Annotated in this window: 18 protein-coding genes and 3 pseudogenes; 10 read left to right on the forward strand and 11 right to left on the reverse strand. The window is 59.6% G+C overall.

The features are described from left to right. The coding region (locus tag JQ586_RS37525; protein ID WP_212399679.1) for a transposase at positions 1 to 337 on the forward strand (337 nt) is incomplete at its 5' end. A 191-nt stretch (positions 338 to 528) separates the two neighbouring features. Here JQ586_RS37525 and JQ586_RS41695 read toward each other — a convergent pair. The 7 genes and pseudogenes from JQ586_RS41695 to JQ586_RS37555 all read right to left on the reverse strand — a co-directional run. Further along, a pseudogene (locus JQ586_RS41695) lies at positions 529 to 630 on the reverse strand (N-acetyltransferase); the annotation flags it as partial. Positions 631 to 808: 178 nt separating this feature from the next. Further along, positions 809 to 1,699 (reverse strand): SMP-30/gluconolactonase/LRE family protein, encoded by an 891-nt coding sequence (locus tag JQ586_RS37530; protein ID WP_212399680.1) that lies wholly within the window; start codon positions 1,697 to 1,699, stop codon positions 809 to 811. A gap of 56 nt (positions 1,700 to 1,755) precedes the next feature. Beyond that, on the reverse strand, positions 1,756 to 2,859 hold the full coding sequence (locus tag JQ586_RS37535; protein WP_212399681.1) for an ABC transporter ATP-binding protein: 1,104 nt from the start codon (positions 2,857 to 2,859) through the stop codon (positions 1,756 to 1,758). Positions 2,860 to 2,871: 12 nt separating this feature from the next. Continuing rightward, positions 2,872 to 3,711, reverse strand: coding sequence for a carbohydrate ABC transporter permease (locus JQ586_RS37540; RefSeq protein ID WP_212399682.1), 840 nt, complete (start codon positions 3,709 to 3,711; stop codon positions 2,872 to 2,874). Then, positions 3,708 to 4,631 (reverse strand): carbohydrate ABC transporter permease, encoded by a 924-nt coding sequence (locus JQ586_RS37545; protein ID WP_212399683.1) that lies wholly within the window; start codon positions 4,629 to 4,631, stop codon positions 3,708 to 3,710. The genes JQ586_RS37540 and JQ586_RS37545 overlap by 4 nt, the downstream gene beginning before the upstream one ends. 71 nt (positions 4,632 to 4,702) lie before the next feature. Then, positions 4,703 to 6,139 (reverse strand): sugar ABC transporter substrate-binding protein, encoded by a 1,437-nt coding sequence (locus tag JQ586_RS37550; protein WP_212399684.1) that lies wholly within the window; start codon positions 6,137 to 6,139, stop codon positions 4,703 to 4,705. Between the two features lie 86 nt (positions 6,140 to 6,225). After that, entirely contained in the window at positions 6,226 to 6,975 is a 750-nt protein-coding gene (locus JQ586_RS37555) for an SDR family NAD(P)-dependent oxidoreductase (protein WP_212399685.1), read from the reverse strand. A gap of 121 nt (positions 6,976 to 7,096) precedes the next feature. Here JQ586_RS37555 and JQ586_RS37560 point away from each other — a divergent pair, with 121 nt between their 5' ends. Then, complete coding sequence (locus JQ586_RS37560) at positions 7,097 to 8,020, forward strand: LysR substrate-binding domain-containing protein (RefSeq protein WP_212399686.1); 924 nt, start codon at positions 7,097 to 7,099, stop codon at positions 8,018 to 8,020. Between the two features lie 591 nt (positions 8,021 to 8,611). Here JQ586_RS37560 and JQ586_RS37565 read toward each other — a convergent pair. Next, positions 8,612 to 11,032: a molybdopterin-dependent oxidoreductase gene (locus JQ586_RS37565; RefSeq protein WP_212399687.1), complete on the reverse strand. Its 2,421-nt coding sequence runs from the start codon at positions 11,030 to 11,032 to the stop codon at positions 8,612 to 8,614. Positions 11,033 to 11,347: 315 nt separating this feature from the next. Continuing rightward, positions 11,348 to 15,319: a BTAD domain-containing putative transcriptional regulator gene (locus JQ586_RS37570; protein ID WP_212399688.1), complete on the reverse strand. Its 3,972-nt coding sequence runs from the start codon at positions 15,317 to 15,319 to the stop codon at positions 11,348 to 11,350. A gap of 161 nt (positions 15,320 to 15,480) precedes the next feature. Between JQ586_RS37570 and JQ586_RS37575 the strand changes: the two genes are divergently transcribed. The 3 genes from JQ586_RS37575 to JQ586_RS37585 all read left to right on the forward strand — a co-directional run bounded on the left by JQ586_RS37575 (position 15,481) and on the right by JQ586_RS37585 (position 17,327). After that, positions 15,481 to 15,723, forward strand: a complete 243-nt coding sequence (locus tag JQ586_RS37575) for a DUF1127 domain-containing protein (protein ID WP_212399689.1) — start codon at positions 15,481 to 15,483, stop codon at positions 15,721 to 15,723. Positions 15,724 to 15,829: 106 nt separating this feature from the next. Further along, entirely contained in the window at positions 15,830 to 16,012 is a 183-nt protein-coding gene (locus JQ586_RS37580; protein ID WP_212399690.1) for a hypothetical protein, read from the forward strand. A 25-nt stretch (positions 16,013 to 16,037) separates the two neighbouring features. Further along, positions 16,038 to 17,327 (forward strand): NAD(P)/FAD-dependent oxidoreductase, encoded by a 1,290-nt coding sequence (locus JQ586_RS37585; RefSeq protein WP_212399691.1) that lies wholly within the window; start codon positions 16,038 to 16,040, stop codon positions 17,325 to 17,327. A gap of 338 nt (positions 17,328 to 17,665) precedes the next feature. Here the strand turns inward: JQ586_RS37585 and JQ586_RS37590 are convergent, their stop codons facing one another. Further along, the gene (locus JQ586_RS37590; protein WP_212399692.1) at positions 17,666 to 19,438 is read right to left on the reverse strand and encodes an adenylate/guanylate cyclase domain-containing protein; all 1,773 of its coding nucleotides are present in this window, start codon (positions 19,436 to 19,438) and stop codon (positions 17,666 to 17,668) included. A gap of 554 nt (positions 19,439 to 19,992) precedes the next feature. Continuing rightward, complete coding sequence (locus JQ586_RS37595; protein ID WP_212399693.1) at positions 19,993 to 20,142, reverse strand: hypothetical protein; 150 nt, start codon at positions 20,140 to 20,142, stop codon at positions 19,993 to 19,995. 6 nt (positions 20,143 to 20,148) lie between these two features. Between JQ586_RS37595 and JQ586_RS40905 the strand changes: the two are divergent. The 5 genes and pseudogenes from JQ586_RS40905 to JQ586_RS41700 form a co-directional block, all read left to right on the forward strand. Then, positions 20,149 to 20,606 (forward strand): annotated as a pseudogene (locus tag JQ586_RS40905) (transposase); the annotation flags it as partial. A 142-nt stretch (positions 20,607 to 20,748) separates the two neighbouring features. Then, positions 20,749 to 21,741, forward strand: a complete 993-nt coding sequence (locus JQ586_RS37605; RefSeq protein WP_212399695.1) for an ABC transporter substrate-binding protein — start codon at positions 20,749 to 20,751, stop codon at positions 21,739 to 21,741. Positions 21,742 to 22,103: 362 nt separating this feature from the next. Further along, positions 22,104 to 22,244 (forward strand): annotated as a pseudogene (locus JQ586_RS37610) (IS5/IS1182 family transposase); the annotation flags it as partial. 460 nt (positions 22,245 to 22,704) lie between these two features. Beyond that, positions 22,705 to 24,474 (forward strand): adenylate/guanylate cyclase domain-containing protein, encoded by a 1,770-nt coding sequence (locus tag JQ586_RS37615; protein ID WP_249148631.1) that lies wholly within the window; start codon positions 22,705 to 22,707, stop codon positions 24,472 to 24,474. A 148-nt stretch (positions 24,475 to 24,622) separates the two neighbouring features. Then, positions 24,623 to 24,892, forward strand: a complete 270-nt coding sequence (locus JQ586_RS41700) for a hypothetical protein (RefSeq protein ID WP_409411042.1) — start codon at positions 24,623 to 24,625, stop codon at positions 24,890 to 24,892. Positions 24,893 to 25,072: the final 180 nt, after the last annotated feature.

Raw genomic sequence — 25,072 nt, forward strand, 5'->3', positions numbered from 1 at the left:
CGGCGAATGCTTCCGCGCCTACGTTCAGCAGATTCTCGTTCCGCAGCTCCAGCCTGGCGACATCGTCATCATGGACAATCTCGGTAGCCACAAGTCGGCGGCCCTGCGCAGCTTGATCAGAGCGGCCGGCGCCAGGCTCCGGTACCTGCCGCCATACTCCCCAGACCTCAATCCGATCGAACAGACCTTCGCCAAGATCAAGCACTGGATGCGTTCCGCCCAGAAGCGCACCATCGACGACATTTGCCACCATGTCGGCGGCCTCATCACAACCATCCTGCCTAACGAATGCAGCAACTACTTCGAAAACGCCGGATACGCTTCTATCAAAACGTGAAACGCTCTAGATCACCCGTGACGGAGCGAGGCCTGCCTTACTTATCTTCTAAAGCGACGACATTGTCCCACAGCCGACGTCCGGCGTCAGTCTTCTTGACCTGAAAGCGTCTTGCATAGAACCACATTGATATGGCCTTCGGGCCAGTCGTTGAACTCGGCCATGCCCTTGAAGCCAGCTTCCTCATACATTCATGGCGCCTGCAAGTCATAACTCGCTACCCAAATCCGACGAAAGCCTTGATTGTTTGCCTCTCTAACCAAACCATTCCGTAATGCGCGCGCGTACCCGCGCCTTCGATATGATTATCGACCCATATCTGTTCCAGTTCAGAAGTGTCCGCCCACGTATTGCCAGCAGCGACGCCGATCATCCGTCCCAACTCGTCGCTGGCCGAGTAATGTCGCCTTTTTTTGGCACACAGCTGCTTATAATATCACCAGCATCGCTAATGACGTTTGCACGCCGTCATCATGCAAATCGTGGCAAGTGGAGCGGGAGACCGGCGCAGGGCACTTCGAGTTCTTCAACCTGTCCCTTGCCAACTTCTGTCACCCGCAGTTTCTTTTCATCCAGCGCAAAGGCGCAGTTCGTTGGTTGCGGACCGTCAAGGATCAAGCGATCGGCAACCTTTCCTTCTCGATCGAGCACCGTGACATTCTTTTGGTTGTAGACCGTGCAGTACAGCCTGCCGTCGGCTCCGAACGCCATGCCGTCCGGACCTTTGAAGTCGGGATTGGAATCGGGTTGTAGGACATTGCCAAACATGATCCGCACCGGCGCGGATTCACGCAATACGTCATAGCGATATATTTCTCCAGTGAAGGACGCATTGGCATAGAGCTGATTGTCGGCGCCGAAGGCGATGCCGTTGGTGAAGCGAATTTTGCGATCAAGCACTCGTCGCACCTTCATCGCCACCGGATCAATTTCATAGACGCGACCATCCCAATCGAGATCCATGTACCCTTCGACAAATTCCTGACCGTTGATGAAATCCGTCGCGGCCAGTCCGGAATCGGTCATGTAAAGCAGTCCATTGGGACCGAAGCAGAGATCGTTGGGAAACAGGAAACGAACAGCACCGTCGCCTTCCATGCGGCGAATCTCGTTCCCCTGACCGTCGATGCATATCAGAGCTCGAAGGCCAGCCTCGGCAATCCAGATCCGGCCGTTGCCGTCGGGTGCCAGTCCGTTTGGCCGACCCGCGGTTTTCTTAATGACCTTGCGCTTCCCTTGCGGATCAAGATGTGTGACACACAATGTCGCAGCCGACATTTCGGTGACATACATCGATCCATCAGGCAGGCAGATGGGGCCTTCGGGGGCTCCGATCCCGGTCGCGAAAAGTCTCGATGTCATTTTCTCCTCCCAATCGTAGCTCTCGTGCAGGAATCAGTTGCGAAGCTATGCCCGACTCAATTGATGACTTGGCCCGATGCCGGATCAATGAGCACGGCGCGATTGAGGTCGACTGCAAGTTCGATTCTCTCGCCGTGACTTTCGACATCGTGTGCCTGCAGTTCGGCAATCGCGTCTACTCCGCCGATTTTGATGGTTGTGAAAGTGCGCGTGCCGGTGGGCTGAATGAGGTCGGCGATTGCCGCATAAGATATGACGCCTTCGCGTAGCGGGGCGCCGCTGGCGCGGCTGAAATGCTGAGGTCTTATGCCAAGCAAGATTGGGCGGCCGATTGCCTCTCTGAGAGCCGCAGCCCTCGATCGCGGAAGGTCAAGCGTCCCGCCATTCTCGAACGCCGCCGAGATGCCATCGGCCGTCGCCACCAGCTTGGCCGGAATGAGATTGATGGAGGGTGATCCAAGAAATCCCGCTACAAATCCGGTCTGAGGACGTTCGAAGAGTTCCAGGGGTGCGCCTTGCTGTTCGATCTTACCCTCGCGCAGCAGCACGATGCGGTCGGCGAGAGTCATCGCCTCGACCTGGTCGTGCGTCACGTAAATCATCGTGGTCGTAATTTCGTGATGCAGGCGCTTGATCTCGGTCCTCATTTCATCGCGCAATTGTGCGTCGAGGTTGGAGAGCGGCTCGTCGAAAAGGAACAGTTCGGCCTTGCGCACGATTGCCCTCCCAATCGCGACCCGCTGGCGTTGCCCCCCCGACAGTTGGCGAGGATGGCGATCGAGAAGACCGCCGATGCCGAGCATTTCAGCGGCTTCACTGACGCGCTTCCTGATCTCGATTTCTGGCGTTTTGCGCGCGCGCAAGCCAAACGCGATGTTCTCTTTGACAGTCAGATACGGATAGAGCGCGTAGTTCTGGAACACCATCGCGATATTGCGTTCTCGCGGTCGCAGATCATTGACGACGGCACCGCCGATTGCGATCGTGCCCTGGTCTGGATCTTCAAGGCCTGCAATCGTGCGTAACAACGTGCTCTTGCCGCAGCCGGATGGGCCGACCAGGACAGCAAACTCGCCATCCTTAATGGTCAGATCGACCCCGCGCACAGCGTGAACATTGCCGTAGTATTTGTGAACTCCGGACAGTCTGACGTCCGCCACTCGTGATCTCCTTCAACCCTTGACCGCGCCGAGCGAGATGCCGCGCACGAGATAGCGCTGCATCACCGAAACGGCTACGAAAATCGGCAATGTTCCCAAGACGGACATAGCGGCGATCTTCGCCCAGAAATTCGACTGACCCCCAAAATAGTGCGTCAGCTGAACCGGAAACGTGATGACCTCCGTGCGGGTGAGCACCAGCGCGAACAGAAAGTCGTTCCAGGCAAAGACGAATGTGAAGACCGATGTCGCCATCAACCCCGGGCGGACCATTGGAAAAACCACCTTCCAGATCACCTGCCAGCGATTCAAGCCGTCCACGAGCGCACTTTCCTCGAGCTCGAGCGGCACGTCGATGATATAGCCGCGCATCATCCATATGACGTATGGCAAGTTGAACGCGGTGTAGAGCAGGATCAGTCCGAAGAAGCCGTCGACCATACCGAAATAGACGTAGATGAGGAAGATCGGGAAAACGACCGCAATCGGCGGGATCATCCGCTGGGAAATGATCCACATCGCGAGGTTCTCTCCGCCGGTCCCGAACCGCGCGAGACTGTAGGCGCAGAGCGTGCCCAAAATGATTGCGACAACGGAGCTGACACCAGCGACGATCAGGCTGTTGGCGATCGCGACCACGTCCCCGTCCTTGAACAGGACGTAGTAGTTCGAAAACTGGATCTGACCGGGAACCCAAAGCGGCGGCACATGATAGATTTCATCCGGCGTCTTGAATGAGATCATGAAGAGCCAGTAGACCGGGAACAGAAATATCAAGGTCAGGACGATTGCACCGACGTAGCGTAGTGCGAGAATGCGAGTCTTGCGTCTTGGAAGCATTGCGAAGGTCATCGCGCGAGCTCCATTCGCTTGAGAACCACTGTCGTAATGACGGTCAGCAGCGCGATAACCAGGAAGGCAATTGCGGCCGTGTAGCTGGTCTCGAATTGCGAGAAGCCTTGCACATAGGTGTAGAGCGATATTGTCTCAGTCATCGAGCCGGGGCCGCCCTCCGTCAGGGCCCAGATGATGTCGAAGATCCGCACCAGATCCAGTCCGCGGATGAGGCAGGCGACGGCGATTACGGGTGCGATCGATGGCAGCACGATTGCGCGGAGCACGCGAAAATAGGAAGCGCCGTCCAGTTCGGCGGCTTCGAGCTGCGACTGATCCACATTCGAAAGGGCCGCGAGCAACAGCAGGAACATGAACGGCGACCACTGCCACACTTCGCAAATGATGATCGCCGGGTAGACAAAGGAGGGATTGACGGTCCAGAGAATGCGTACGGGCTCACCCGCAAAGAAGCTTAGGATCTCTCCGACCGGCCCGAAGCGCACGTCGAACATCAGCCGCCAGGTGGCGCCGGCAACGATCGGCGAAATCACTGTCGGCAGCACTAGTAGTGCTACGAAGACCTGACGGCCGAGCATCCGATCGATGAAGAGTTGCGCCATGAGGAAGCCGATCAGCAGCTCGAGCGGCAGGGCAATGACGGTGATGATCGCGGTGTGACCCAGCGCTTCCCAGAGGCGCGCGTCCCTGAACAGTTCGGCGTAGTTCATCAGACCGACGAACGACCTGTCGTTCTCAGTCATCGTGACGTGCTGAAAGCTCACGACAAGGGAATAGATGAGTGGAAAGAGCCCGACCAGAAGGAGGATCAGGATCGCCGGGGCGATGATGAGGTAAGGCAGCCGATTCTCGAGGACCCGCGCGATGGCGTGGCCACGAGCCGGTTTGGCGCTGTCGAGACTGATCGAGGACGTCATGAGCGGTTCGGAGGGCTGCGACGCACGGGGACAACCGCAGTGGTCGTCCCCGTGCGAATGACCGGCTTCAACTACTTCGGATAAGCACCGGGCTTTGCCGCCCAGACTTTGTAAACAGCCTTCTGATTGTCGACCCCGACTTTATCAGTGATCGCGTCGAACTGCTGGGCCATGCGGTCGAGGATGGTCTTGGGTTCCTCGCCTGCCCATAGGCTAGAGATAGCCTTGGTCATCGCCTCGTCATACTTATCCTGCTGCAGCAACGAGAGATCGAGCAACCCCCTCTCACCAGAGAGCTTGATCGTATCAAGATAGGCGGGTGCGTCGGGCCACAGGGAACGGTATTTCTCGCTTGCATAATGCGACGAGCGGAAAGGATCGCGCAGCGTGTAGGGCAGCTGTACGCGCTCGAGGCTGGTCTTCTTGCTGTTCAGCCATTGGATGAACAGATAGGCCGCCTCTTTGTTCTTGCTGGTCGCAGAGACCGACAGATCGAAGCCGACGCCGAGTTCGGGACGTCCGAGCGGGTTGATTGCGTAGCCCACCTTGCCGGCGATTTGCGATTTTGGCACCCATTTCAGGGCTTCCTCGCCGGAGCCGTAGCCGGCTGCCCACCGTCCATATGGCGGCCAGGAGATCGTCATTGCCGTCGTGCCCTGCAGGAAGGCGGCGAGGTTGTCGACGAAGTTCCACTGCTCGACGCCCGGCGGCATGAACTTGTTTTCCGCCTTCATCTGCGAGAAGACTTTCAGGCCGACATCGCTGTTCACCGTCGCCTTCATGGTGTCGGGATTGAAGAATTTGCCGCCCTCCATGCGGAAGCGTTCCTGGAACATATACTGAGGGTAGGGCGCCGTTCGGAAGAATCCGGCACCGTAGACCTTGGGTGCCATCTTGTCCGTGATGAACTGGCCGATCTCGTCAAATTGCTTCCAGTCCTTGGGCGGCGCGAGCTCATAGCCGAACTTGGCCTTGAACTCGTCCTTCATTTTCGGGTCCTCAAAAATATCCTTGCGGTAATAAAGAAGCATGACGTCGCCGTCATCCGGGAAACCATAGATCTTGCCGTCATACTGCATCTGGTTGTCGCGATAGGCGGCCGCGATGTCCTGCAGCTCGTCGCGATAGCCGTATTTGTCGACATACTTGTCCAACGGCTCCAGCGCGCCGGCCCGTGCGAGATCGGGCATCCAGGACGGGATCACGTTCAGCGCGTCATAAGCACCCGCGCCAGACTTGAAGTCCTGCAGAATCTTGGTGAACATCTGATCGGTCGGGACTTCGACGACCTTTACCTTGATGCCGGTCAGCTTCTCCCATTTCGGGCCCGAATAGTTCAGCGGATCGAGCGATTGGAGGCCGGCCTCCCAGACAATGCTGATGGTCGTGCCGGAATATTTCTTTGCTGCTTCGACGGCGGCGTCCGCCGCATCCTTGTCAGCGGCATATGTCGCTGTATTGGCGAGCGCAACCAAGGCGGTTGCCCCAAGAAATGTCTTGAACTTCATCCCTGCTTCCTCCTCGCTTTTTTGAGCAGCCCCGGATGCTCACGTGGCGGACATCCGTCCGCCCCTGGGCGCCTGTTATCTGATCCTTAATGGATCAGCATTCCGCCGTTGACGTCGATCACTGCGCCGGTGACATACTCAGAAAGATCCGATGCCAAGAACAGATAGATATTGGCCACATCGCCAGCTTCGCCGAGACGGCCGAGAGGAATGCCTTTGACGATTTCTGCTTTCATCGCGTCGGTGAGCTTGTCGCCCGTGATGTCGGTCTGGATCAAACCAGGGGTCACGCAATTCACCCGGATACCATCAGGCCCGAGCTCGCGAGCCATGGCTTTCGCCAGTCCAAGCACCCCTGCCTTTGCGGCCGAATAGTGCGGGCCACCAAAAATACCGCCGCCTCGCTGCGCTGACACCGAAGACATGCAGGCAATCGAACCCCTTGCCCGCTGGCGCATGTGAGGAATTACGGCCTGGCTAAGATAGAGAACGCCGCGCAGGTTCACGTCGAGCACCCGTTCCCAACTCTTGGGGTCGATTTCCATTATCTTGACTGGCTGGGTCACGCCGGCATTGTTGATCAGAACGTCGACGTGACCGAAGGCACGCAACGCAGCATCAACGGCGCGGCGGCAGGCGTCGCGATTGGTGATGTCGCAGGTGATGCCGACATGATCTTCCCCAAGCGAGGCTGCTGCCTCCCGGGGAGCTGATTCATCCAGGTCTAGGATAGCGATCCGGGCGCCCTGTGCAGCGAATAGCCGAGCCGTCGCAAGGCCAATGCCTCGGCGGCTGGCGGCACCGGAAATAATGGCGGTCTTGCCCTCAAGTAGCACGAATTCCCCCAAGGCTGGAATGGCTCTGATGCCGAGCTCTTGGACGGCAGTGTGCGTCTTCCTGGAACCCGCCGACAAACGAGAACTTTACATTCATAGGTGAACTGTATTCACTTATAGCATGACAGCGTCGATCTCTCTTCTGCGCGCCTTCGAGGCGGCGGCGAGAACCGGATCCTTTCAGGTTGCAGCCGGTGAGCTTCATCTCACGCCGAGCGCAGTTAGTCACGCGATCCGCAAACTGGAGCAGGAGCTGGGCGTGGTCCTGTTCGAGCGGGAGGTGCGCCATGTGCGACTAAGCGCCGACGGGCAGGCGCTGATGCGACATGTCGGTCCCGCATTTGAGGACATTCGTCGGGGCATGACGCTCGTCTCAACCCGAGGTCCTCGATTGTTGAGGGTCCATTCGGCGCCAAGCTTTGCCGCGCAGTGGTTGACGCCGCGTCTTCCTCGCTTTCTCGCCGAGAATCCTGACATTGAAATCCGGCTTGCCGCCGGCACGGACTACACGAAATTCACCTCCGACGATTTTGACGTCGACATTGTGTACGGGCGCACCAATCTGGACGGTGTCGTCGTGTTGCCGCTCGGCGAGGAAATCGTAGCGCCTCTCTGTGTTCCGCGCATCGCAAAGCAGATCCACAAGCCGGAAGATCTGTTCGGTCACCTTCTGATCGAAAGCGATAACAAGAAGGTTCGCTGGCGCGATTGGTTCGCCGCCAACGGTCTCTCTCCGCCGCCACCGCACGGTATGCGCTTCGACCGCAGCTTCTTGGCGATTCATACGGCCGTTAACGGCCTTGGCATCGCCCTGGAATCAAAGCGCCTGGCCGAACGAGAGATCGACAGTGGACTTCTGGTGCCCGCGGTCGGCTCCCCCAGCGTCGACGTCCGTTATGTTGGTCACTATCTTGTATTTCCACGTCTTGCGCTGCGCCGTCAAACGCTGCAGATCTTTCTGCACTGGATTTCCCGCGAACTGAAACTTGAAATGGAATCTACATTGGGGTTGCCGATTCCGCGAGAGTTCGAGAAAGCGCGGTAGCGTTTTCATCCCGAAGCTGGAGGCGAGCAAGTCTCTGATTCGGTGGCCCGACTCCAGCAGCAGTCGACCTTCGCTTGCGCTGCGCCCCAGCAAAGTTAACGAATGGTCGACGGTGAAGATGTCTCTGGAGCCATGACTGTTGCGACGGAGCGCTGGTCACTCACTGCGCCAGCAAATCGCGCTCTCCTGGCTACAGCCGAATATGTCCCTCTACCCGTCCACGCGCATCAGGGAAACTGGGGCGAGAAGGCGGGATGCCGGGACGCGAAGCAGTAAAGAGCATCCGGATCATCAACTCGGGATCGAACCTAAGCGACGGTTCCCGGAATGTCGCTCTCTCTGCGAACAAGTCAGTCAGCGCAGAATGCACCTGTTTCCAAGGTACACCGATCGGCCTCGCGGCTGTAGCGCTCGGCGCCCTACCGCCACCAGAAAGATCTCGACGCGCTGGTTACGCCACTGCGCCTGGCCGGGTTACCCGAATGAGCCGTTAGCCCCGCACTGAACAGCAACCGCTCGACTATCCGGCGGCCGCCGATCGCGTTGCTTTGCCTTTACCCGATCGTGATATTGCGCGTCCTCGACGCCCCTTCAGCGAGCTGCAAGCACCGGCCGAATTTCACAAAGATTGGATCGATGGGCTGGCGTGCCGCTGACGGGATCCCGCACCGCGGCGTCAACCGTCAGGTTGAAGTTGGTACCATTTGCCGCGAACGGATCGGAATCCGTAATCCCCAGTTCATCACAACCTTGCCACCAACCGTGCTCGCCGACAACGACACGCGGATCGAGTTGGTCGCTGAAACGCGCCCTGGCGCGCATTGCTCCTGCAGGTGTCCGGACCTCAACCCAGTCTCCGTTGTTGATCCCGCGAGCCGCAGCAGTCGCGGGATTCAGTTCGATCTCGGGGTGCAAGGCACGCCTGCGCAGGCTCGGCAGCGCACGATGTTGAGTCTGGCAAAACAGACTGGGCTTGGCACAAGTTAGGATCAAAGGGAAAGCTGCGGCCAGGTCAGGGCTCGCAACAGGGCCGATTGGTGGCTCGACGAAGTCCGGCATGGCCGAATAACCATGGTCGAGGAAGGTCTCGGACCAGAATTCGATCTTTCGCGAAGGCGTTGGAAAGCCACGCGGGTTTCCCTTGGAATCGCTGCCGGCGTGTTTGCGGTATCGCATCGCCAGCGGTTTTCGCAATCCAGCCGGCTCCGCGCGAAGCTGCTCCAGGGTAATGCCACTTGGGCCGAGCTGCTGCCGGTAGCTGGCGTCAACGTTGCCATCCCAGAATTGCTCGTCCAAGCCAAGGCGGGTGGCGAGACCGAAGACGATATCTGTGTCGGAACGCGCCTCGCCTTGCGGCTCAACAATCGCTTGCCGAAGCTGTACATGCGATTGCGCGTCCGCGCTGATCTCAAATCCGATTTTGAGAGCTTCGCGTTCGAAGCAGGACGCCACCGGAAGCACGATATCGGCAAGCGCGGCCGTGGGCGTCATGAACAGATCGGCATGGACGTAAAAATCGAGCGCGGCGAGCGCGGCCCGCCCGCGAACGGGATCGCCCTGTGCAAGCAGCAGATTATTGCCGAACCCGATGAGCCCGCGCACGGGATAAGGAGTGCCCTCGAGGACAGCGCCGTAAAAGTCTCGGGCGGAGACATTGTTCAAACGCGCGGGTCCCAGCGGGCGTTCGACAAGTCCGATTGCGGGAACGAGCCGCCTTGCCGCAGGTAAGTCTTCTCCGGTGATCGACCCGGCTGGCACGGCCGGCAGTAGCACATTGCCACCGGGCACGTCGAAGCTGCCAGTCAGCGCATAGAACATAGCCATCGCTCGCGCCGTCTCTGTGGCGTTGGCGTGATGCTCGTGGCCACTCCAGGCATAATAGGAGACCGGTCGGGCATGCCAGATCGTGTGTGCAGCCTGCTCTAGTTGGCTTGGAGGAATCCAGCAGGTACGTTCAATCACGTCAGGCGAATACGTCTTGCACAGCGTCGCATAGTGGTCGAATGCAGGCCGGCAGCGAAGGCTCCCGTGCATGGTTGCGACCGTGTATTCGCCTCGCAACGCAAGATCCTTGGTGGGTGCCTCGTAGCGGCCCTCTGTCGGATCATAACGGACCGCGCGATTGACCAGAAAATCCCACGCAACAAATTGGTCTGAACCGCCGCCGGAAGCCAGTTCGTTGGCCTTCAACAACCTGCCGGTATCGGAGCGCACCAAAAAGGGGCCGTTACTCCATTCGCGGACGAACTCCTGATCGTACCAACCCCGCTCGATCATGATGTTAGCCAGACCGAGCGCAAGCGCACCGTCCGTTCCGGGACGCACCCGCAACCAGACGTCGGCCTTGTTGGCCAGTCCGACATTGCGTGGATCGATCACAATCAGCTTCATTCCGCGTTTCAGGCCCGCAACCGTCGCTGTTGCATGAGTAATGCGCGAAAATGAGGGATTGTAGCCCCACAGGATAAGGCAACCGGATTCGGCGATGTCAGGCATCGCGCCACCACTTGCGACACCAACTGTGCCAACGCCAAAGACATAGCGCGTCGCAATCGCACGGCCCCAGCCACACAGGTCGAACGCATACACCAAATTCGGCGTGCCAAATGCGTTCATCAGCCTCCGGATGTAGGCAGTTGAGTCCGCAATAGCGGTTGTTGAGCTGGACGGTTGGCTAAAAGCTACCGCCCCTGGTCCATGTTGCTCGGCGATACGGCGCATCGCGGCGGCGGTCTGATCGAGCGCCGCATCCCATGATATTTCCTCCCATCCCGGATCGGTATCGCCTTTCGGCCGCGTTCGACGAAGCGGTCGCTTCAACCTATTCTTGTGGTAGACCAACTCGGGAGCCGCTCGGCCTTTTGCGCAAATTGCCGCGCCGGTGGGGTGCGTCGGATCGGGATCGAGCCGCGTGAATCTGCCGTCCGTCAGTGTGGCGACGGTGCCGCAGCGGGCGATGCAAAGACCGCAGTATCCCTTTACCTGGCGCACGTTCGGAGTTTCCGCTGACATGCACAAGCTTCCTCGCCGCTATGGATCCTGCGTGTCCAGATCGCGCTTTGCGCGGATTGCCGACAAGCTGCAGCATCGTATCATAAGTCAAGAATTATGCGGAATGTCCGGTTATGGACCCGCAAACCGGATCTTACCCGAGACGGAAACAAGCGTCGCAATTGACCCCATCTGCGACATAGATGAGCCCACGGCGGCCCGCTGGACGGCCAACTTGCAGGCAGAATTGCTGTCCTTAACTCGAACGCATTGACGCATTGACGAGCCAATGTTCTATCATCGATGTTGCGATTGAGCCATTTCGCGTGGCCGGGCTCAATCGGCGATCTGCTCCAGCAGCGCGTTGGCCTCTTTCAGAACCGGCGTGTCCAACCCTTCCGTGAACCAACTGTAGACCGGCGCGAGCAAATCGCGCGCTTGCGCACGGCGGCCCTGGTCACGCCAAAGACGGGCGAGGCCGGTGGCCGCTCTAAGCTCCCACAATTTTGCGCTTTGACAGATTCCAATTTCTATGGCCTGGCAAAAACTTGTTTCCGCTCCCGGAAGGTCGCCAATTGCAATCAGGAGCTCGCCACGAACGCGGTGCAGATTTGATTCAGCCCAACGTTCATCGGTGGCCTCGATTTCATTTGCCGCCTCTTCGAGTTCTTTCAGTCCCTCCTTCGGGCGACCAGCCTTGCCGAGCGCTTCCGCAAGCGACATAAGCTGTGTCGGTTTGTGAAGATAGCTCCCTTTGGTTCGGAATTCTGCGCCGGCATCTGCTTGCAGTTCGGTTGCTTCCGCTGTGTGACCAAGGGCCATCAGACAACACGCACGCTGCCATCGTGCATAGTTTTCCCAATGCGCAAAGCCGTGCTGCACACAGACGGTCTCCAATTCCACGACATGATCCAACCGGATGGCGGGATCGGTTTCCGTGTGCGCCTCGCATCCTGCAATGCACGCAAGTATGAAGCCCAGCGAGCCCGCATGCTTGAGTTGACGCGCGCGCTCTATCGCCTCATCGCGTCGCCGGCGCGCCTGATCAAAGTGTCCAAGATAGGTCAGCGACTCGATACAGACCGTGAGCGGAACAATTCGAACGTCATTGGTCCAACGCCCGCTGACGGAGACGACATCCATGACGGCGGGGTCATAAAGCCGAAGCGCCTCTTCAGCGCCGGCGCGCGCGGCAGCCAAGTCACCCAACCAAAGCCGACTGTGTGCCGTCGAGAAATGCCCCAGCCATGTTATTGCTTCGGACGTCCATCGCCATGCGGGTGAGGAAGCCCGGCTATTCTTCCAGGTCTTACCCAAATCCAGAAGCTCGTCACAAAGCTGATTTGCCGACCTTAGCTCAGCGCGATACAAGCGATGGGCGAATTGACCCGTGATTATGGTTGGGAGCCAATCTGTTTGATCCATAGCCGCGCAGAGTTCACGGGCTCGGTCGAAGGCTTGACCTGCTGATGGCGCGCCCCAGCCCTGGGCGGCACACAGGGCCACGCCAAGCTCCGCCTGCAAGCGGAACTCCTTGTTGTGGCGCTCGGGGCCTTCGGGCAGGTGGGCGAGAAGGCCCAGACCTTTGCGCAATTGAACCTCTGCCTCCGTCGTGGCTGAGCGCGCGAGCGCCAGCTCGCCGGCTTTCCGTCGGTAGCTGATCGCCTTTCCGATCGACCCCGCTTGTTCGCAGTGGTAGGCGAGCAACGCTGGCTGGGCCGCCACCGTATCCGGAAATTTCTCCTCCAATGTCTTGATGATCCGCGCGTGCAGCAATTGCCGCTGGGGGCGCGACAGAGTGCCGTGCGCGACGTCCTGGACCAGCGCGTGTTTGAACGTATATGCCGCGTCGGGCGGAGCGCCCCGCCGGAAGATCAGCTCCGCATTCGCGAGACGTGCAAGAGCATCATCGACTTGCTGCTGCGGCGTCTGCGCCACCGCGGAAATCAATTCGTGAGAGAACGAACGACCAATCGCCGCCCCGATCTGCACCACCCCTCGCGTCTCGGGAAGACGATCAAGTCGCGCCAGCAGTGAACCCTGCAGCGTCGACGGGATCGACAGCGGTGCCGCCGGCCCCGTTAGTGCGTAGCGATCATTGGCCTCAACCAGGAGGCCGCTCTCCACCACCGTCTTGGTTAGCTCTTCGATGAACAGCGGCACGCCGTCGGCGCGATCGATGATTTGGTCGGCGACTTCCAGTGGCAGCGCCTTGCCGCCGACCACCGCCGCGATCATTTCGGCACGGTGGGCAGGCGACAGGCGGTTGAGCGTCAGCAAAGTCACCTGCGGACGACCGATCCACGAGGGCACGAACTCGGATCGACAGGTGATGATCACAAGGGCCGGTATTGTCGACACGCGGTCGACGATCAGGTCCAACAGCTCCAGTGAAGTGGGATCAATCCACTGGACGTCTTCAAAGATAGCAAGCACGGGCTGCCGCGCAGCTAGTCCTTCGAGCAGCGCCAAGAGTACCCGAAGCATCTTCTCCTTGCGCTTCTGGGGAGCAAGGTCGAAGCGCGCATAGCGGCCGCCGCTCGGCACGGACAGCAGATCCGCAATGAGTGGGGCAGCTTCGCTAAAATCGTCTGCCGCCCAGGCCAGCACAGCCTCAAGCCTTTCGATCCGCTGCGCGTCGGTGTCGTGACGCCGGAAGCCGGCCGCCTCCTGCAGCTGGTGGATGATCGGATAAAGCGTGCTGTCCTGATGGTGGGGAGAGCAGAAGTAGCGCTGGCAGGCGTGCGGCTCGCCCCGAATTCGCTGCTGCAACTCCACCGTCAGCCGCGACTTGCCGATTCCGGGCTCGCCCGACAGCAACACCACGCGCCCCCCGTTTGCCGCCTGTCGCCAGCGGCGCAACAGCAGCTCGAGCTCTTCGTCCCGGCCAATGAGTGGCGCGGTCGGCGCGCGCAATGCTTCGAAACGGCTGTCGATGCTGCTCGCCCCCTGCACCCGCCATGCCGGGACCGGCTCGGAGAATCCGTTGAGCACCATTCGCCCAAGGTCGTCGCAGTCGAACAGATTTCCGACGAGCTGGCGGGTGCTCGCCGCAACCAGAACCGTGTTGGGCTCGGCGACCCTTTCCAGGGCTCCCGCGAGTTGCACAGCTTCGCCGACAATCATCTGCTGATCCGCGCCATCGCCGAGATCGCCGACCACGACCGGGCCGGTTGCGATGCCTGCGCGCAACTGAAAAGAGCCGACGCTGCCGCCATCAAGCTGGGAGATCGCATGGACGAGGGTCAGTCCCGCGCGAACTGCGCATTCGATGTCGTGCTCGTGCGCCTGTGGGTGGCCGAAGTAAGCCAGCATCCCGGTCCCGGAGAGCCTGCCCACCGTGCCGCCGGACCGAGCGATGATCGGGATACAGCAGCGCTGATAGGTAGCGATCAGCGCCCGCAATTCCTCCGGATCGAGGCGGGTCGCAAGCGCGCTCGTGCCGACAAGATCACAACTGAGCACCGTCACCTGGCGGCGCTCAGGCGAGCGTGGCATTACCGACGCTTCGGTCTCGTCGACCTCTCCGAGGAAGTTCGCCGCGGCATTACTGGCCACGGTCGCACCTTTCCGCTGGTTCCACTCGCGAAGTATCTCTCGACGCAATGCTTTGGTCATTGCGTCCGGGTCGATCCCCAACTCCTTTGTGAGCAAATCGGCGCAGATGCGGTACTGGCGAAGCGCCGCGCCGTGTCTCCCCTGTCGGCAATAGAGCTCCATCAGGGTGCGATGGACACGCTCCTGCAAGGGGTCGGCCGCCAACAGCCGCGCCGCAATGCGAATGCCGCTCTCGACTGCGCCGCTGGACAAATGATGGTCCAGCAACCTGGTCATGGCTTCGAGCGCCACTTCGCGAAATCGCTCACGTTCCGCCGTCAACCAGCCTTCGAACTCCTGTGCGGCGACCTCGAAGCCGTCGAGAAGGTCGCCACCATAGAGCGCGATGGCCTGCTCAAGACTCTCGATTTCTTCTTGCGCCGCCAGATCCTCGAACACGATTGCATCGATGGTCAACGCCGTCGGCTCAAAGCTGATAGTGTCCTCGTGAGCGATTAGCGCGCCTGCGTCGACGTGCGACAACGCCTTGCGCACCAGGCTCAGCGCCTGCCGCAGGCTGTCGCGCGCCTGCACCTCGCTGCGGTCGCCCCATAACAAGGTCGCTAGCTTTGCGCGCGCCTGGGCCTGGCCAGGGTGGAGGGCCAGATAGGCCAGCAGCGCCCCGGCCTTCCTGGTCGACAACGAGACCGGCTCTCCGGGCTCCGTCTGGAGCCGGAAGCCGCCAAGAAGTGCGAGATTGACCTTCGCCATATCGGTCGCACTTGGTTTAGGGGCAGGAAACACCCCCGGGCCGAAGATTTTACGATTTTATCACGCTCGGAGCCACAGGTCGATTGCGACACGGCAGTAGGTTCCTTTCGGAAGGCGGCAGTTATGCTTGAGCGGACTCAAGCTCATCCAGAGATTGCGCAATGAGCACGACCTACATTGCAACAGGGTGGAACGGACGGCGCGCTTCTGCCCGGCGCGTCGTCAGCTTCCTGAAAAGACATTGGGAGACGTTTCAAGAACGGCGCAAGCGCGAGCGACTATGCGCTGTTTTGTCCGATCTAAGTGACAGCGAGCTGACGGACATCGGTATCTCGCGCGGCGAGATCGATTATATCGCATCGAACCGCGCTATCGACCCACGAGGCGTCGTCTGCCCTCCATAGCAAAAGAGCGTAACCTCAAGAATCGTGAGCGCCAACAAACGCTCCGTCGGCTCGAAGGAATTGCGTCATGAGGCCAAGAACCCTTTCGCGAGATCTCGAGCAAGCGATGAGCGCGTTTCAGGTTCAGCCTGATTGGTACGAGGAATACTGGCTGAAGCCGAAGGAGACGTCTCCGCCCGCCGTAACAAAATGGCGACGTTTGATTCTGCAACTCCATTTCTATCTTTACGCAGCGACATTTTCGGGGTTGGCCGCTTTCATTCGTAGCCGAACCGGCGGTGCGATGTGAGGCCTCACTTTATTGGGTGATCAACATGGGTAGTCCATTTGACACGGCGGTGATCGGAGCTGGCTGGGCAGGCCTCGGTGTCAGCTATGTGCTGACCAAAGCTGGCCTCTCTCACCGCGTACTAGAGCGCGGTCGGATCGGCGAAACCTGGCTTACCCAACGCTGGGACTCCTTCCATTTGAACACGCCGAAGTTTCTGACCTTGATGCCGGGTGACCGTTACGAGGGATCTCAGCCTGAGGGATTTTACACGCGCGATGAATTCGTCGCCCTCCTGGAGGACTATGCGAGGCGCTATCGTCTTCCGGTAGTGACCAACACGCCAGTGACGGCGCTCACGCGCGACGGGACGGCTGGCGTCTATCGCCTGATCACGCCGGTTGGCGAACTCGAGGCTAGAGCCGTGGTGATCGCCAGCGGCAGCCTGAACTGTGCGCGGCGACCCGAGGTGGCGCGAGCGCTTCCGCCGGACGTGCTGCAGATCGACTCGTCTGCCTACAGCAATCCACAGGCGCTCCCCACGGGGGCAGTTCTGGTGGTTGGAAGCGCTCAATCCGGCGGCCAGATCGCTGAGGACCTTTTATTGGCAAGGCGGGTCGTCTTCCTGTCCACTGGACGGACCGGGCGCAAGCCGCGACGATATCGCGGCCGCGATATCGTGTTCTGGGAGCGGGAAAGCGGCGTATATGACGTCCCGCGCAAGGACTTCGTTGGTCCAGATGGCCGCCTTGCGGGACGGCCGCTGCTCGGTGCGCTCCACACGATTAGCCTGCAATCGCTCAGCGCGCAGGGTGTCGTGCTGCTCGGCCGCTTCACGGGCGTTGCCAACGGCCGGCTCACCTTTGCAGACGATCTCCGCGAGAATATCCGGCTCGGCGACGAGGCTGCTGCCAAGACGAAGCTGCACATCGACGGCTATATTACCCGCCACCGTCTGGATGCTCCGCCGGCCGTTGACGATCCGGCCGAAACGGTCGCGCCGCGGTTGCCGAACTCGCCGATCCTGTCCCTGTGTCCGAGCGAGCACAACCTTACGACGGTGATCTGGTGCACCGGTTTTGAGGGGAATTACAGCTTTGTGAAGGTCCCCGGCGTGCTCAATGCGCGCGGCCAACCCCTGGAGAGCGAGGGAATGACCATAGCACCGGGGATCTATTTCGCGGGTGTCGATTTCTCTTCAACCCGCAAATCAGGCACCATCTTTGGGATCGCCGAAGAGGCGCATCGTCTCGTCGACCATATTATCGCTCGACGCGGAGATGAGATGGGGACACCGCGTACAGACCGGCTTGGATATTTAGACAGTGCGCTTTGAAACGCTGCCAAGCGTCGCGCCGCCAGTCAAATGTCCTCATTGCGGGGCGGTCCACTTCTGGATGCCAACCGAAGCTTGGGTGGCAGGGGGGAAGTCCGCTGTAACAGTAGGCTGCCAACTGATAAGGCCTCGATCCGCGGATTCCATCAAGGCCAGCGGCTGTGTACGACCGCGCAGAAAGGCCGGACACATGACTGCAAGCGACCACTGCCCATCATGAAAACAATTCTTGCAAGCCGGGGCCATCCACCCTGGGGAGGGCCAGGAGGATATCAATTCTTCTCAACATAGGCACTCCCGACGAGATTCTGCGTCGCAACACGTAGGGTCGGACATGACTACCCTTCCGGCACCCCGGCCAACTGCATGCCCTCATAGACGCGTTCGCGCCGGGCAAGGTAAGTCGGATTGTCGCTCGACGCACCAACACGGTAACGGTGGATAGTGAAGCTCGGATTGAGCGCAAGTCCCTCCTGCACGGCGGCACGGGCCTCGTCCACCGCGCCCAGCCACGCGAGCGCGGCGGCGAGATGGAAATGCGTGAGAGGAAAATTGCGGTTGGCCTCGATGCCCCGGCGCAGCCAGGCGACCGCCTCGGCGTCGTCGCCTTGCCACAACTTGGCGAAGCCGACAAACGCCATCCACCGGTGGGCGAAGATATCGCGAGGAGAGAGGCGGAGCGCCTCATGGATATGGGCCTCGGTCTCTTTGTCGCGACCAAGAAAAAGCTTCGCGATGCCGATCCAGCCATGAGCGCTAGCCAAATTGCGATCCAGCGCCAGCGCCTGCTCGCATTCGGCAATGCCTTGGGCCGCGCGGGCCGTGAAAATATGTACAGCACCCAGATACACATGGGCCTGCGCGTGCTGTGGAGCCATGGACAGAGCTTTGATCAAGGTCGCCTCGGCCGCCGCGAGGGGCGCGGCTCGGTCGTCGATAGAAAAGTTAACACCCCAATTAAAGTCAGCTATGGCCGTGCCAACCAGTGCTTCAATACTGCCGGGATCGAGCGCCAAGGCACGTTCGAATAAGCCACGCGCTTGCGTCATGTGTTCGTTGGTCAGTCCCTTGTGTAGGCAAGCGATACCCTGAAAATACAAGTCCATTACATCAGGATGCAGCGAACGTTCCGCTCGCTGCGCCTCGGCCGCGACGAGCTGAGCATCCAAGGTGTTGGCGAGCCTCGATACGATTTCGTCCTGCATATCGAACAGGTCGGCCACGGGTTTATCGAACCGCTCGGCCCAAAGGTGATTGCCGGTTTCAGCGTCGATCAGCTGCACGTTGACCCGAAGTCGATTGCCGCCACGCTGCACCGCGCCTTCGAGCACATAGCGGATGTTCAACTCGCGGCCAATCCGTCTAAGGTCAACCGCCTTGCCCCTGTAGGTAAACGCGGTGTGTCGGCCAATCACGAACGCGCCGCTGATGCGCGAAAGGTCTGTGGTCAGACTCTCGGTTACGCCATCGACAAAGTAGTCCTGTTCTGGATCGCCACCAATATTCGTGAAGGGCAGAACCACCATGGACAGACGCGGAGCTGAAGACGGCAGCGGCGCAGTTTCATGAGCCTTTGCGCTCAGGCCAATAGCATAGGCCCGTATCGGACGGGCGATGTTCTTAAGACGCTGCTCGCCAATGTCAGTGAACTCGACCAGGACCTTGCCACACACTTGTTCGTAAGCCGATGACGAGACACAGATGCCGCCCGGTTCAGCGATCCCCTCTAGCCGAGCCGCGACATTGACACCATCACCGAGGATGTCGTCTCCCTCGATCAAGATGTCACCGAGATTGATCCCGAACCTGAACAGCATACGCCGGTCCTCGGGGACACCTTGGTTACGTTCGGCCATCACAGCCTGCACCGCCACGGCGCATTCGACCGCATCGACCACAGACGGAAACTCAAGCAACACGCCGTCGCCCGTGGTTTTCACGATGCGCCCCCCGTGTTTCGTCACGATGGCGTCAGTAATCTTGCGGTGTTCGCGCAAGGTGCGGGCGGTACCGACCTCGTCGAGGCCCATGAGCCGCGAGAAACCCGCCACGTCAGCCGCGACGATGGCTGCTAACCTGCGTCCAACACGGCTGGTCTCTGCCTCGGCCATGGCGCGCTAACCCCTTTGCAGGTGTCAACCCTACGACGAAGCCGCCAACAGTGCCAGAGACGACCACGGTTCGCGGGATCTCGCGAGAGGCATCAGGGCTCCGCGAGGGACACATGGCACCCTACGGCTGTGATTATTTCTCAGGCCTGCCTTGCGGCGCACGCGGCTACCAAGGCGCGCTGAAGCAGCGCACGGGTGATATCTATACGCATCGCTTCTCTCGCTCCCCGAAGCCACCCAGATGACGCTGGCGAGGCAGAGGAGTGACGAGGACTTCAAGCGATACGTTGTCGATAACCGTGCCTCCGGGATCAGGAAGGCTGCCCGCGCCGCGATGTGCCCGCAAACCCATGCGTTTTGAGGGCCAAGCTTAACAATGTCAGGTTTGCCCCGTTAGCGGCCGAAGTCACACGACACAGCAACATGCCGCGATGGGCCAAGAGGAGACCCACGCGCAGCAGCAAGGGGCAGCTCTGTTCGATCACCTCTTCCGCCCGGGCAGCGTAATTGGTTAATCACTTGGAACTGAAGTTTTTGGATCGCTCTTGTGCTAGTCACCGTTGCGAATCGAAAATGCTGCCGTAGACGGTGACGGTGACGGTGATACGCTTTCTTGAAACGCGCAGGGCATGCCAAAATGCCACCTGATTTGCCATCAACACCGGCCGCGAAAGGTCCCGTTCCAGAGCGTGAATGATCGCCACAGCGCGACTTCGGGCGCCAAGTCGGACGGACGCTTCGGTAAACAGGACTTTGTCTATTTGCCGGAGGAAGACGCCTATCGTTGTCCGGCCGGGTAGGGGTTGTCGTATCGCTATACAAACGAAGAAGCCGACAAAATGCTACGGCGCTACTGGACCAACACCTGTAAGAATTGTTCGATCAAACCCCAGTGCATGCCCGGGTCAGAGCGACAGATCACGCGATGGGAGCACGAGGATCTGCTCGACGCGGTGCAGCAGCGGCTCGATGCGAACCCGCTCGCTATGCGCCTTCGTCGCGAGACTGTCGAGCATCCGTTCGGCACGATGAAGGCACGGATGGGGCGACGCACTTCCTGACCAAAACTCTCCCAAAGGTAGTCGTCGATATGGCCCTCTCGGTTCTGGTCTACAATCTGACCGGAGCAATGAATATTCTCGCGATCAGGCCGCTGATCGCCGCCTGAGGACGGCTCAGTTTGGGCTGCATGACTGATGGCCCGGTAAGGCCGCTTTTTCACGTCTGGGACGCGTTGTCATCTGTCACAAAGACGTCCATTGGCGCTATCCTCCCTGATCGTAACGGAGCCTCCCGGCTAGGGGCCACGAATGCAATTCGATCAACTGAAACGTCGTGATTTTGTAGCGCTACTCGGCGGTGCAACGATATGGCCGTCAATAGCGCACGCACAGGTGCGTCCAATTGTCGGTCTCGTCTCAATCGGAGCGACTCCCGCCGAGCCCGCCAACTTTGGTCCGTTCTTGGCGCAGATGAAGGAGCTCGGCTACGTTGAGGGCCAGAACGTCATTTTCGATCGGCGATTTGCGGCAGGTGATGACAGCCTGATTGATGGCTTCGTCGCCGATCTCGTGCGCGAGCGTGCTGACATCATCGTAGCGACTGGGACGCGGGAGCTGATTGCCACGAAGCGGGCGACCTCGTCGATCCCCATTGTCACGTTTGCCCATCCCGATCCCGTCGGCACGGGGTTCGCGGGGAGCCTTTCTCGCCCTGGCAGCAACGTCACGGGGCTTACCACCATGGACCTTGAACTTTACGGCAAACGCGTCGAACTCCTGAAACAGGTAGTACCGAGGCTCGACAGGGTCGGCGTTTTAGTTTCCACAAGGCAGCCCATCTACAAGATCGGCTCGTCGTGGGCGAAGAAATTGGAACTAGATGTTCGCTCGCTTGGCATAGCACTCGATATCGTGGAGGCTGACGAGAATAATCTCGACAGCCAGCTTGCCACACTCGCGAACGGGCGGGCGCAGGGGCTAGTCGTTACGTCAGATGGCGTGTTCGTTGCAAAGGGCAGAGCGCTTGCGGAAGGGGCAATGAAGCACCGGCTCCCGTCAATATTCGTGTTTCGAGAGCAAGTTCGGGCTGGCGGTTTGTTGGCTTACGCGGCCAGCATTGCCGACCTGTCACGTCGGGCTGCTTTTTTTGTCGATCGTATACTCAAGGGAGGCAAACCCGCCGATCTACCGATCGAACAACCTACAAAATTCGAGCTGGTGATCAATCTGAACACATCCAAAACGCTCGGCCTTGACATGCCTCCAGTGCTGCTCGCTGCCGCCGACGAAGTGATCGAATGAGGTGCGAGGCCGGGGTCAAAAAGCGACCTCGTCGGGTGCCCGATGCTTGTCCGCTGCGGCCTCGAAAGCGGAAATCTGTATGATTAGCGAAGATGTCGGTTTGGGGCCGATTTTGTTGCAAAAGTCGATTGAGACAGGTCGAATTCCGTTGTGTTGACGCGAATCGCGGCGAGGTCGATCCATGATGGGCCGTCAGAAGAGTGACCAACGTCAACTGTTCTACGAGTTTCGGCTTAGCGACGCAGTGCCGGATGATCATCTTGTTCGGAAGATCGATGGTGCTCTCGATCTATCTGGCTTCGCGGTGAACTTGCATCTCACTATTCGTCGATGGGGCGCCCTTCGATTGATCCGGAGCTGATGAGATGCGGTTCGCCCATTTGAAGCGAATCCTGAAGCTCGGCCGACTTCGGTTACGTGGTCCACAAGGCGCCCAGGACGAGTTTGTTCTTGCTGCCATCGCGCAGAACCTACGGCGGCTCGCGTCGCTGGTCGCTCGTCCGCCACCCGCTCAGGCTCTGTGTATTGCGCAGCCTCTGAGTTGCGTAGAGTGCGTCAGGATCGGTGGATCAAGGCCGGTCTTCCGAGAGGAACCAGCCGAACCATCCATCGCCAACAGCCGACTTTTGCAACAAAATCGGCCCAGAATCCGACCAAGGGCGAATCCTCCTTGCAAGCCGTTGCGCGTTTCAGTCAAAATAGCCGCAACCCGACGGGGCGCCCGCCGCCCAGGGCATCCGGAGAAGACTGTGTGAGCGCGATTGGCTCCATCATCGACGACACAAGGGCCGCGCGTCCCCAGGACGGACTGCGTTCGGCAGCCTCAGTTCCTCCCAGCCCATTCCTGCAAGGACATGAAATCGGTCCTGGAGCTTAGTCGTCAACAGGATGAAGATCGAGAAAATGTGGGCTTCGAATAGCCGGAGTACCGGAAGGGTGAGGGCTTAGGGATTAGGGCAGCCGATGTCAGACCCTATGGCAGTCAGCCGGAAGCTCGTCGCAGTCTTCGCAGCGGATGTCGAAGGCTATAGCCGCCTCATGGGAGCCGATGAGGTCGGCACGCTTAAGGGGCTGACCGAACGGCGCGCAATACTCGACAGGCTCATTGAGGAGCACGGGGGCCGCATAGCGAACACGGCGGGCGACAGTGTCCTTGCCGAGTTTGGCAGCGCGGTGGAGGCCGTGCAGTGCGCGGTGGAGGCACAGACCGCTCTAGCCCAAACGAACTCCAGTCTCCCGCCCGACAAGTACATCAGCTTTCGCATCGGAGTTCACATCGGCGACGTAATGGTGCGCGCTGGAGACCTCTTTGGAGACGGTGTGAACATTGCTGCGCGGCTGCAGTCCATCGCTGAGCCGGGAAGCGTGTGTATCTCTGGCGCTACTTACGAGCAGGTAAAGAAGGTTCTGCCGCTGTCGTTCACCGACCTCGGCCCTCAACAGGTCAAGAACGTCGGGGAGCCGATCAGAGGTTACGTTGCCGGCAGGCTGGTTGATACTCCAAGTGCAGCAGCATTCGCGAGCTCTTCCAAGTCTCTGCCGCTGCCCGACAAACCATCCATCGCGGTGCTTCCGTTCCATAACATGAGCGGTGAACCGGAGCAGGAGTATTTCGCTGACGGTATCGCTGAGGACGTGCTGACCACCTTGTCGAAAATCCAGGAACTGTTGGTCATAGCCCGCAACTCGAGTTTTGTTTTCAGGGGACAGGCGCGCGACATCCGTGAAATCGGGCGAATACTCGGCGTTCGCTACGTGCTGGAAGGGAGCGTTCGCAAGGCCGGCAACCGAGTAAGATTGGCGGCGCAGTTGATCGACAGCCTTAACGGCTCCCATGTGTGGGCAGATCGATTTGAGGGTGACCTCGATGACGTTTTCGACCTTCAGGACCGAATAACGCAGGACATCGTTGCCGCACTTGAAGTCCGATTGACATTTGGCGAGGTGGCGAGGGTGTGGCGAAAGCGTTCAGGTAGCCCCTTGGTCTACGAGCATTTCATCAGGGGTCGAACCCTAAACCTCAACTATGCCAAACACACTCATGCACAAGCGCGCCTCGAACTCGAACGGGCTTTGGCAATCAACCCAGCCTTCACACCGGCGCTTTGCATATTGGCGTTCACAGTAACCGATCAGGTTCGCTTTGGTTGGCGGCGGGACGAGGCGACAAGCTACGAGACGGCGCTGGAACACGGTGGCCAAGCCGTGACTGCTGACCCGAGCAACTGTTATGGCTACATGGCGATAGGTTATGTGCGTCTGTATCAGCGACAATATGATGAGGCTTTAGCTGCAGGCGAGAAGGCGATTGCCCTCGGCCCGAACTGCTCTGATGCCTATACTGTGGCCGGTATGTGCCTCAGCTACGCTGGTGACTTTCGCAAATGCGCCGAGTATGAAAAGCAATCCCAACGACTTAGCCCTCTTAGCCGCAATGACAGTATGGTCGATGAGGCTCGCGCGAAGTTTCACCTCGGCAATCCTGTAGCTGCACGCGACATTGCCTCACGCGTCTTGGTCGAGAGGCCGCATTGGCTAACGGCGCAAGCCATTCTTGTAGCATCACTCTGGAACCTCGGTAGTGAGGACGAAGCACGCCTCACCGTGAAGAGGATGCTGGCCGATCATCCCAGCTTGACTGCAAGCCGCTGGGCACAGGGGTTGCCTTACCGCCATCAGACGGATTTAGACGCGGTGGTTACGCCATTGCGCCTCGCCGGAATGCCCGAATGAGCCCGGTGTATCCCCTCGTCCCCTGTGACGAACGCAAGCCTGTGAACCTCGGCGGCGGCAGCGGCCTTCACACTGAGATTTTGAACCCGCCCTGCCCAGATGCGGCCGAAAGGGGCCCCGGTGGCCGATATGGGATCCAAAAAGTATCGTGGTCGGTGGCCGCAAGAACCCAGATCGCCGCATCAACCTCCGCGTCGGCGAGCACATTGGTGACGTGATCGTGCGCGCTGGGGATATATTCGGCGACGGCGCGAACATTGCCGCGCGGCTTCGCGACGAACGCCGCGTTCTAGCTGCATGTCGGCTGTTGACGTTAGAGCGGAATAACTTCGCTGCCGTCGAAACCGACCCGATCGAACCGTCGCGCACGATGGATCTCGGCTATCTCGTCGTCACGGCCGTCTCGATCTCTGGATGAAAGGCTATCTCACTACGGGCATCGTGATGTTGTCACCCAGGGCAGATCTGTGCACTTGACGTAAACGAGTCGGGCCCACCGTCCCCGGCGGCTTTCAGAGATCACACAGGTCCAACCCATCGCAGTCGGATAAACACGAACGTCATCGGGCTTGGAAAAGCAGAGAGTAAGCAGAGCCGC

Origin of the sequence: Bradyrhizobium jicamae, from assembly GCF_018130215.1 — a bacterium.
Lineage (GTDB): Bacteria > Pseudomonadota > Alphaproteobacteria > Rhizobiales > Xanthobacteraceae > Bradyrhizobium > Bradyrhizobium jicamae_A.

What these genes read in the sequence shown, in the direction of transcription:
- JQ586_RS37530 (WP_212399680.1), bottom strand. Translation starts at nt 1,699, where the DNA reads ATGACATCGAGACTTTTCGCGACCGGGATCGGAGCCCCCGAAGGCCCC.
- JQ586_RS37540 (WP_212399682.1), bottom strand. Translation starts at nt 3,711, where the DNA reads ATGACCTTCGCAATGCTTCCAAGACGCAAGACTCGCATTCTCGCACTA.
- JQ586_RS37545 (WP_212399683.1), bottom strand. Translation starts at nt 4,631, where the DNA reads ATGACGTCCTCGATCAGTCTCGACAGCGCCAAACCGGCTCGTGGCCAC.
- JQ586_RS37550 (WP_212399684.1), bottom strand. Translation starts at nt 6,139, where the DNA reads ATGAAGTTCAAGACATTTCTTGGGGCAACCGCCTTGGTTGCGCTCGCC.
- JQ586_RS37560 (WP_212399686.1), top strand. Translation starts at nt 7,097, where the DNA reads ATGACAGCGTCGATCTCTCTTCTGCGCGCCTTCGAGGCGGCGGCGAGA.
- JQ586_RS37565 (WP_212399687.1), bottom strand. Translation starts at nt 11,032, where the DNA reads ATGTCAGCGGAAACTCCGAACGTGCGCCAGGTAAAGGGATACTGCGGT.
- JQ586_RS37570 (WP_212399688.1), bottom strand. Translation starts at nt 15,319, where the DNA reads ATGGCGAAGGTCAATCTCGCACTTCTTGGCGGCTTCCGGCTCCAGACG.
- JQ586_RS37575 (WP_212399689.1), top strand. Translation starts at nt 15,481, where the DNA reads ATGAGCACGACCTACATTGCAACAGGGTGGAACGGACGGCGCGCTTCT.
- JQ586_RS37580 (WP_212399690.1), top strand. Translation starts at nt 15,830, where the DNA reads ATGAGCGCGTTTCAGGTTCAGCCTGATTGGTACGAGGAATACTGGCTG.
- JQ586_RS37585 (WP_212399691.1), top strand. Translation starts at nt 16,038, where the DNA reads ATGGGTAGTCCATTTGACACGGCGGTGATCGGAGCTGGCTGGGCAGGC.
- JQ586_RS37590 (WP_212399692.1), bottom strand. Translation starts at nt 19,438, where the DNA reads ATGGCCGAGGCAGAGACCAGCCGTGTTGGACGCAGGTTAGCAGCCATC.
- JQ586_RS37605 (WP_212399695.1), top strand. Translation starts at nt 20,749, where the DNA reads ATGCAATTCGATCAACTGAAACGTCGTGATTTTGTAGCGCTACTCGGC.
- JQ586_RS37615 (WP_249148631.1), top strand. Translation starts at nt 22,705, where the DNA reads ATGTCAGACCCTATGGCAGTCAGCCGGAAGCTCGTCGCAGTCTTCGCA.